Below are 7,981 nucleotides of genomic sequence, written 5' to 3'. Positions count from 1 at the left end.
CCCTTCCGCAGCGGCGGATGGACCGGGGAAAAACCCGAAGGGCGGCGTACATGGATGTACGCCGTTCGCGGCAGGGGCAGGATGCCCCTTCCGCGAATCCCCGGTGCATCCGCGGACCCGGAGCGCGCAGCGCGGAGGGCGCAAGGCAGGGCGCGCTTTCTTTTGGTTACTTTTCTTTGCGCGAGCAAAGAAAAGTAACTCGCCCGAAAGGGCGAAAGCCTTTGCTGTTGCTTCAATCTTGGGTGTCAAACGAGAATATCTGTAGGAGCGGCTTAGCCGCGACAAACGTAATCGGTCATGCATGTCGCGGCGTAAGCCGCTCCTGCAATCCAGCGGCCGCCGCAGTAGCAGCAAATGCAAGAGCAAAGCTTTCGCCTTGCGGCGAGTTACTTTTCTTTGCTTGTGCAAAGAAAAGTAACCAAAAGAAAGCACACCCTGCCTACGCGCCCTCCGCGCTAACGCGCTCCGGGTCCGCGTCCATCCCGGGGATCCGCGGAAGGGGCATCCTGCCCCTGCCGCGGACGGCGCACGTCCCTGTGCGCCGCCCCTTCGGGGTTTTTCCCCGCGCTGGCCGCCGCTTCGGAAGGGAACCCGGCAAGTCAAAAACTAGAGCAACCGCAACAGCAGAAACAACAGCAACTGCCAAAGCAACAGCAACAGCAACAGCAACAGCAACAGCAACAGCAGGCGATGCTGTCGCTCTATCGGGCAAAAGCACCGCATCTATCGGCTTCGATCGGCACAACGGCAAAACGCGTAACAAGCGCCGCGAGAGACACAAGCGTCCTTCAAGATCGCTGGTGACACGCAAGGCAGGATGCGCAGCGGCCGATCACTCCAAACGCAGCGCAACTCCGCATGACAGCAGTCGTCCGCTTTGCGAACGACAAGAGCCTAGGTAGGAACGTCCCGCACAGCGAGGATGGGAAAAGGAAGGCCGACAATCGGCTTTTCCGATTCCCCATTCCCATTTCCCCACTCCCAGCCTACAGATCAAACCCCAGCAACAACGGATCGTGATCGGAACTGCGCCACGGGCCGGGCAGATCGCGCTCGCGGTAGCCGTCGCTGTCGGGCAGATCGGCGTTGACGTGCCATTCGGCGGCGCCGCGCAGCCGCGCCGCCAGCGCCGGGCTCAGCAACGCGTGGTCGAGCCGGCCGCTGAGCCCGCGGTAGACGAAGCTGTACGGCTGCGCCACATGCGCCTCCTGCAGCGCATCGCGCCAGCCGGCGTCGCGCAGCAGGCGCAGCGGATCTTCCATCGCATAGGCGTTGAAATCGCCCAGCAGCACGCTGGATGCGCTACCGGCACCGGTGGGGTCGCTGCGCAGCCAGGCGTCCAGGCGTCGCGCCGACTCGGTGCGGGTCGCGTTCCAGCAGCCCTGGCCATCGCCGCGGTCGGCGTCGGCGCCGCTGGCATCGCCGCAGCCCTTGGACTTGAAGTGGTTGGCCACCACCACGAACGGCGCGCCGCTGCCGTGGCGGAAGGCCTGCGCCAGCGGCACCCGGCTGTGCTCGGCGAACGGCCCGCCTTCCAGCACCGCCGGCTTGCCCACCGGGCTCACCCGCGAGGCGCGGTAGATCAGTCCGACCCGGATCGGGTTGTCGCCGGGGCCGCGCCCGGCATCGACGAAGCGCCAGTCGCCGCCGCCGGCATTGAGCGCGTCGACCAGGCCGGCGATCGCCGAGGTCGGGCCGTAGCCGTCGTTCTCCAGTTCCATCAACGCGGCGACGTCGGCCTGCAGCGGGCGGATCGTCGCCACCAGCTTGCGCAGCTGCGCCTGGAATTCGGCCGGCGTGCGTGCGCCGCGCAAAGTCGGGAACCCGCCGCCGCGGCCGTCGCCGTTGAAGAAGTTCTCCAGGTTGAACGCGGCGATGCGCAGGCTGCCGTCGACCTGCGGCGGCGCCGGTTCCGGCGGCGCGGTCAGTTGCAGCGCGGTGGTCGGGTACAGCCGCGCAGCGCCGTCGATCACCCCGCCGACGATGCCCTCCACGTCCTGGACCGTGCTGCCCGCGCGCGGCGGTGCAGCGGCACTCGCCAGATAGTCCGGAAGTTTTGCCGTTGCCGTTGCCGTTGCCGATGTTGATGTCGGCGTCGGCGCACCGAGCGTGCCCAGGCGCAGCCCGCGCCGCGCGTTGTCGGCCACAACGGCCGCCTGCTCGGCGCTGCCGGGCGCGGCCACTTCGCTGGGCTGCCACAGGCGTCCGCCGAAGGCCACGCCCAGTTCGCCGGTCTTGCCCAGCGCATCGTTGTCGACCACGGTCAGCGGCGCGGCGATGCGCACGCGCATGCCGGCCAGCGCCGACCAGTCGGCCGGCGCCGCGTCGAGCACCTGCAGCGGCAAGGGCTGCGCCCGTGCCAGCACGGTGTGCCCTTGCTCCAGCACACTGCGCCCGACGAAAGCCGTGCCGGCCTTGGCCGACGCGGCGGCCTGCGGCGCCAGCTCGCCCCACACCCGCACGCGGTCGCCCGGTGCCAGGCTGCGCTCGGCATCGCCGCGCACCAGCAGCGCGTCGGCGGTCAGCGGATCGTCGTCGCCGGCATCCTGCACCAGGTAGCCGCTGCCGCCGGCATCCACCCGCGCGGTGACCACGCCCTCGAACACCACGCCCTGCGCCTGCGGCCCCGGGCGCAACTGCCCGATCGGCAGCAGCGTCGGCGGCGTCAGCGCCTGCGCGGCGGGGGCTGCGACCAGCAGCAGCAACGACAACAACGATGGCGGCGGCATGCGCATTCGATCACTCTCCTTGTTTGCGCCGGCACGCGCCGGGCGCGGAAACGAATGCGCCGCCCGAAGGCGGCGCAGTGGCGTGCGGGAGGCGCAAGGTTACTTCAGGTTGGCCAGCATCCAGTCCACGGTGGCGTGGATCTGCTCCTCGGTCAGCCCGGGATTGCCGCCCTTGGGCGGCATGATGCCGCCGTCGGGGCCGGTGTAGCCCTCGATGGCGTGCTTGTAGAGCGTCTCCTTGCCCTGCGCGATGCGCTTGTCCCAATGCGCGTGGTCCAGCGTCGGCGCCTTGCCCACGCCGGTGGTGTGGCAAGCGGTGCACAGGTTGTTGAAGATGGTCTTGCCGTCGGTGGTGCCGCCGTAGGCCGCCTGCGCCGAGGCCTTGGCCAGCGCCGCCGCCTGTGCCGCCGCTTGCGCCGCGGCACCGGTGCTGCCGGCGTAGACCGCGCCGACCGGGGCGATGCGCTCCTCGGTGCGCTTGAGCGCCACCGGCGACACCTCCGGCGGGATGGCCCGCTGCAGGTAATGCGCGAACACGATCAGGCCGAGGGTGATCAGCACCAGCAGGCCGATCACCATCGAGAAGCGCTTGAGAAATTCGAGGTCGTAATTCCGCACATCACACCCCTTTGGCACGTGGTAATCCGGACCACCGCTACGCGACCGAGTATAGCCAGCGTTTGCGCCGCGCGGCACGCCGGGAGCACACGGAATCGCAGGCGATGCGTGCTGCATCGCAGCAGTTCGGCGCAGGCGGCGCGCCCGGTCGCGCTCAGGCGCTGCCCACCGCGCGCAGGCAGAACCCGCAGACCGCCTCGACCAGGCGCTCGCTGTCGCGCGGGCCGTCGCGGCTGGGCGCGGTCGGGCCGACCAGGGCCTCGGTGTAGGCGCCGACCAGGCACGCCGCGGCCGCCTCCAGGTCCTGCGCGGGAAACTCCCCCGCGGCCACGCCGTCGGCCAGGATGCCCTTGAACACGTCGCCGAGCAGGCGCCGGCAGCGGATACGCTCGGCGTCCACCTCCGGCTCCACCGGCTCGGCGATGAAGGCATAGGCCAGCCCGGGGCCGGCCAGGGCGCGGCGCACGAACGAGGCGATGGCATCGCGCAGGCGCTGCGCGGCCGGCGCCGGTGCGGCGGCGATGGCGCGCAGGATGGTCAGCTCGTGCTCCACGGCGGCGGTCAGCACCTCCACGAACAGCTCGGCCTTGGACGGGAAATGCCGGTAGATCAGCCCGGTGGAGACCCCGGCCTCGGCCGCCACCGCGGTCACCGGGGCGCCGCGGAAGCCGTCGGCGGCGATCAGCCGGCGCGCCGCCAGCAGGATCCGCTGGCGGTTGCCGGCGAGGCGTTCTTCCATCAGGGCGGAGCGTTTGTAGGCCATGGCGTGATTCTAAGTTCAATTAATGAATTTCTGTTCACTTCTTTGCCGTTCCCGGCTACGCTGGGCGCTCTTGCCCGGCGCGGGTCCGATTCTAGGCGCCGCCGGCCACCCGCCATTCCCGGAGTTGCCGCCATGCTGATGCCGTCGTTGAATTTCGAGTTGGGCGAGGAGGTCGACCTGCTGCGCGACAGCGTCGCCGCCTTTGCCGCGCGCGAGATCGCGCCGCTGGCCGAGCAGGCCGATCGCGACAACGCCTTCCCCGCGCCGCTGTGGCGCAAGCTCGGCGAACAGGGCCTGCTCGGCCTCACCGTCGAGGAAGAGTACGGCGGCAGCGCGATGGGCTACCTGGCGCATGTGGTGGCGATGGAGGAGATCTCGCGCGCCTGCGGCGCGATCGGCCTGTCCTACGGCGCGCATTCGAACCTGTGCGTGAACCAGTTGCGCAAGAACGCCAGCCCGGCGCAGAAGGCGCGCTACCTGCCGAAGCTGTGCAGCGGCGAGCACGTCGGCGCGCTGGCGATGAGCGAGCCCGGCGCCGGCTCGGACGTGGTGTCGATGAAGCTGCGCGCCGAGGCGCGCGGCGACCGCTACGTGCTCAACGGCAACAAGATGTGGATCACCAACGGCCCGGACGCCGACGTGCTGGTGGTCTATGCCAAGACCGACCCGAGCGGCGGCGCGCGCGGCATCACCGCATTCGTGGTCGAGAAGGGCATGCCCGGCTTCAGCACCGCGCAGAAGCTGGACAAGCTCGGCATGCGCGGCTCCAACACCTGCGAACTGGTGTTCCAGGATTGCGAGGTGCCAGCGGAGAACGTGCTGGGCGAGGTCGGCGGCGGCGTGCGCGTGCTGATGTCCGGCCTGGACTACGAGCGCGTGGTGCTGTCCGGCGGTCCGCTGGGGCTGATGGCCGCGGCGCTGGACGTGGTGCTGCCGTACGTGCACGAGCGCCGCCAGTTTGGCGAGCCGATCGGCAGCTTCCAGCTGATGCAGGGCAAGCTGGCCGACATGTACGTGGGCCTCAACGCCTGCCGTGCCTACGTGTATGCGGTGGCGCGCGCCTGCGACGCCGGCCGGACCACCCGCCAGGACGCCGCCGGCGCGATCCTCTACGCCGCCGAGAAGGCCACCTGGCTGACCGGCCAGGCGATCCAGGTGCTGGGCGGCAACGGCTACATCAACGACTATCCGACCGGGCGCCTGTGGCGCGACGCCAAGCTCTACGAGATTGGCGCCGGTACCTCGGAGATCCGGCGCATGCTGATCGGCCGCGAGTTGTTCGAGCGGACCAAGTGATGCCGCGCAGGATGCGCATCGGCCGTAAGGCCGTTCCGACGTCAGCGTGTCGGGGCTGATCCCGCAAAAGGGGACAAGAGCCCCTCCCACATCGGCCGCCTGCCCTTTCCTTCTTTCCACGGTTCTGCCATGAGCGCGATCCAGACCCAGTTGCAACCCGGCAGCGACGCCTTCGCCGCCAATGCCGCCGCGCTGCGCGCGGTGGTCGACGACCTGCACGCCACCCAGGCGCGCATCGCCCTGGGCGGCAGCGAGGCCGCCCGCGCCAAACACCAGGCCCGCGGCAAGCTGCTGGTGCGCGAACGCATCGATGCCCTGCTCGACCCGGGCAGCGCGTTCCTGGAGATCGCGCCGCTGGCCGCGCTGGGCCTGTACGACGACGAGGTGCCGTGCGCCGGCGTGGTCGCCGGCATCGGCCGCGTCTCCGGCGTGGAATGCGTGATCGTCGCCAACGACGCCACGGTCAAGGGCGGCACCTACTACCCGATCACGGTGAAGAAACACCTGCGCGCGCAGGAGATCGCCCAGCAGAACCGGTTGCCGTGCATCTACCTGGTCGATTCCGGCGGCGCGTTCCTGCCGCTGCAGGACGAGGTGTTTCCCGACCGCGACCACTTCGGCCGGATCTTCTACAACCAGGCCAACCTGTCGGCGCAGGGCATCGCCCAGATCGCCTGCGTGATGGGCTCGTGCACCGCCGGCGGCGCCTACGTGCCGGCGATGAGCGACGAGACGGTGATCGTGCGCGAACAGGGCACCATCTTCCTCGGCGGCCCGCCGCTGGTGAAGGCCGCCACCGGCGAGGACGTCAGCGCCGAGGACCTGGGCGGTGCCGACGTGCACACGCGCATCTCCGGCGTGGCCGACCACTTCGCCGACAACGACCTGCAGGCGCTGGCGCGGGTGCGCGCGATCGTCGCCCAGCTCAACTGGCGCAAGCCGCCCCCAGCGTTGGCGCTGCGCACGCCGGAGCCGCCGCTGTATCCGGCCGAGGAGCTGTACGGGGTGATCCCGGCCGACCCACGCAAGCCGTTCGACGTGCGCGAGGTGATCGCGCGGGTGGTGGACGGCTCGCGCCTGGACGAATTCAAGGCGCGCTACGGCACCACGTTGGTCACCGGCTTCGCGCACATCCACGGCTATCCGGTGGGCATCGTCGCCAACAACGGCATCCTGTTCTCCGAGTCGGCGCTGAAGGGCGCGCACTTCATCGAACTGTGCGCGCAGCGCGGCATCCCGCTGGTGTTCCTGCAGAACATCACCGGCTTCATGGTCGGCCGCAAGTACGAGCACGGCGGCATCGCCAAGGACGGCGCCAAGCTGGTGATGGCGGTGGCCTGCGCCAAGGTGCCCAAGTTCACGGTGGTGATCGGCGGTTCGTTCGGCGCCGGCAACTACGGCATGTGCGGCCGCGCGTACTCGCCGAACTTCCTGTGGATGTGGCCGAACGCGCGCATCGGGGTGATGGGCGGCGAGCAGGCGGCGAGCGTGCTGGCGACGGTGCGCCGCGACGGCATCGCGGCCAAGGGCGGGCAGTGGTCGGACGCCGAGGAGACGGCGTTCAAGGCGCCGATCCGCGAGCAGTTCGAGCGCCAGGGCCATCCGTACTACGCCAGTGCGCGGTTGTGGGACGACGGGGTGATCGATCCGGCGCAGACGCGGCGGGTATTGGGGCTGGGCTTGTCGGCGGCGTTGAATGCGCCGGCGGAGCCGAGCCGGTTCGGGGTGTTCCGGATGTGAGCGGGCGCATGCGCTCCCGGTGGCAGGCGCGTTCGCGCGGGGATCGGCGGTGGTCACGCAGGTGGTCGCTGGCGATGCCGGCGCTAGTGTGCCCGGCGGTGGACGCCACGACCGGCTCCGCGGACGCGCTCGCTGCGACGGCCTCCGCTTTTGCTGCTGCTTTTGCTCCCGCTTTTGCTTTTGCTCCTGCATTTGCTCTTGCTCTGCCTTTGACTTACCGGGTCCCCTCGGCGCGGCAGCCGCGGCGGGGAAAAACCCGAAGGGCGGCGCACATGGATGTGCGCCGTTCGCGGCAGGGGCAGGATGCCCCTTCCGCGAATCCCCGACGTGGCTGCGGACCCAGAGCGCGCAGCGCGGAGGGCGCGCTGCGGGGTGTGCTTTCTTTTGGTTACTTTTCTTTGCACAAGCAAAGAAAAGTGACTCGCCGCCAGGCGAAAGCTTTGCTCTTGCACTTGCTGCCAGGGTGGCGGCCGCTGAATCGTAGGAACGGCTTTAGCCGCGACAGACAGAACGGACTCTCGCTGTCGCGGCTGAAGCCGCTCCTACAAATCTTCTCGTCCGACAAAAAAGCTTCAATCAACAGCAGTAGCGACAGCAAAAGCTTTAAAGGCTTTCGCCCTTGCGGGCGAGTTACTTTTCTTTGCTCGCGCAAAGAAAAGGTAACCAAAAGAAAGCGCGCCCTGCCTTCGCGCCCTCCGCGCTGCGCGTTCCGGGTCCGCGTCCATCACGGGGATCCGCGGAAGGGGCATCCTGCCCCTGCCGCGGACGGCGTACATCCATGTACGCCGCCCTTCGGGTGTTTCCCCGCGATGGCCGCCGCTTCGGAAGGGAACCC

The 7,981-nt window shown here is 69.2% G+C and carries 5 protein-coding genes; 2 read left to right on the top strand and 3 right to left on the bottom strand.

All coding sequences use genetic code 11. The annotated features are described in order from the left end of the window. Positions 1-986: 986 nt before the first annotated feature. From ACHWVH_RS18180 to ACHWVH_RS18170, 3 genes are all read right to left on the bottom strand, one after another. Entirely contained in the window at positions 987-2,735 is a 1,749-nt protein-coding gene (locus tag ACHWVH_RS18180) for an ExeM/NucH family extracellular endonuclease (protein ID WP_394687705.1), read from the bottom strand. 93 nt (positions 2,736-2,828) lie between these two features. Next, the gene (locus tag ACHWVH_RS18175) at positions 2,829-3,347 is read right to left on the bottom strand and encodes a cytochrome c5 family protein (RefSeq protein WP_017915253.1); all 519 of its coding nucleotides are present in this window, start codon (positions 3,345-3,347) and stop codon (positions 2,829-2,831) included. A gap of 154 nt (positions 3,348-3,501) precedes the next feature. Beyond that, entirely contained in the window at positions 3,502-4,110 is a 609-nt protein-coding gene (locus ACHWVH_RS18170; protein WP_017909842.1) for a TetR/AcrR family transcriptional regulator, read from the bottom strand. Positions 4,111-4,242: 132 nt separating this feature from the next. Here ACHWVH_RS18170 and ACHWVH_RS18165 point away from each other — a divergent pair, with 132 nt between their 5' ends. Together ACHWVH_RS18165 and ACHWVH_RS18160 are read left to right on the top strand one after the other, a co-directional pair. Then, entirely contained in the window at positions 4,243-5,406 is a 1,164-nt protein-coding gene (locus ACHWVH_RS18165; protein WP_010341368.1) for an isovaleryl-CoA dehydrogenase, read from the top strand. 129 nt (positions 5,407-5,535) lie between these two features. Continuing rightward, a complete protein-coding gene (locus tag ACHWVH_RS18160) occupies positions 5,536-7,146 on the top strand; it encodes a carboxyl transferase domain-containing protein (RefSeq protein ID WP_152235935.1) in 1,611 nt (536 codons plus the stop codon). Positions 7,147-7,981 lie beyond the last annotated feature (835 nt).

It is taken from the genome of uncultured Xanthomonas sp. (genome assembly GCF_964278005.1).
GTDB lineage: Bacteria > Pseudomonadota > Gammaproteobacteria > Xanthomonadales > Xanthomonadaceae > Xanthomonas_A > Xanthomonas_A sontii.
The sequence above is the reverse complement of the archived record's forward strand: the minus strand, read 5'-3'. Positions and strand labels throughout refer to the sequence as shown.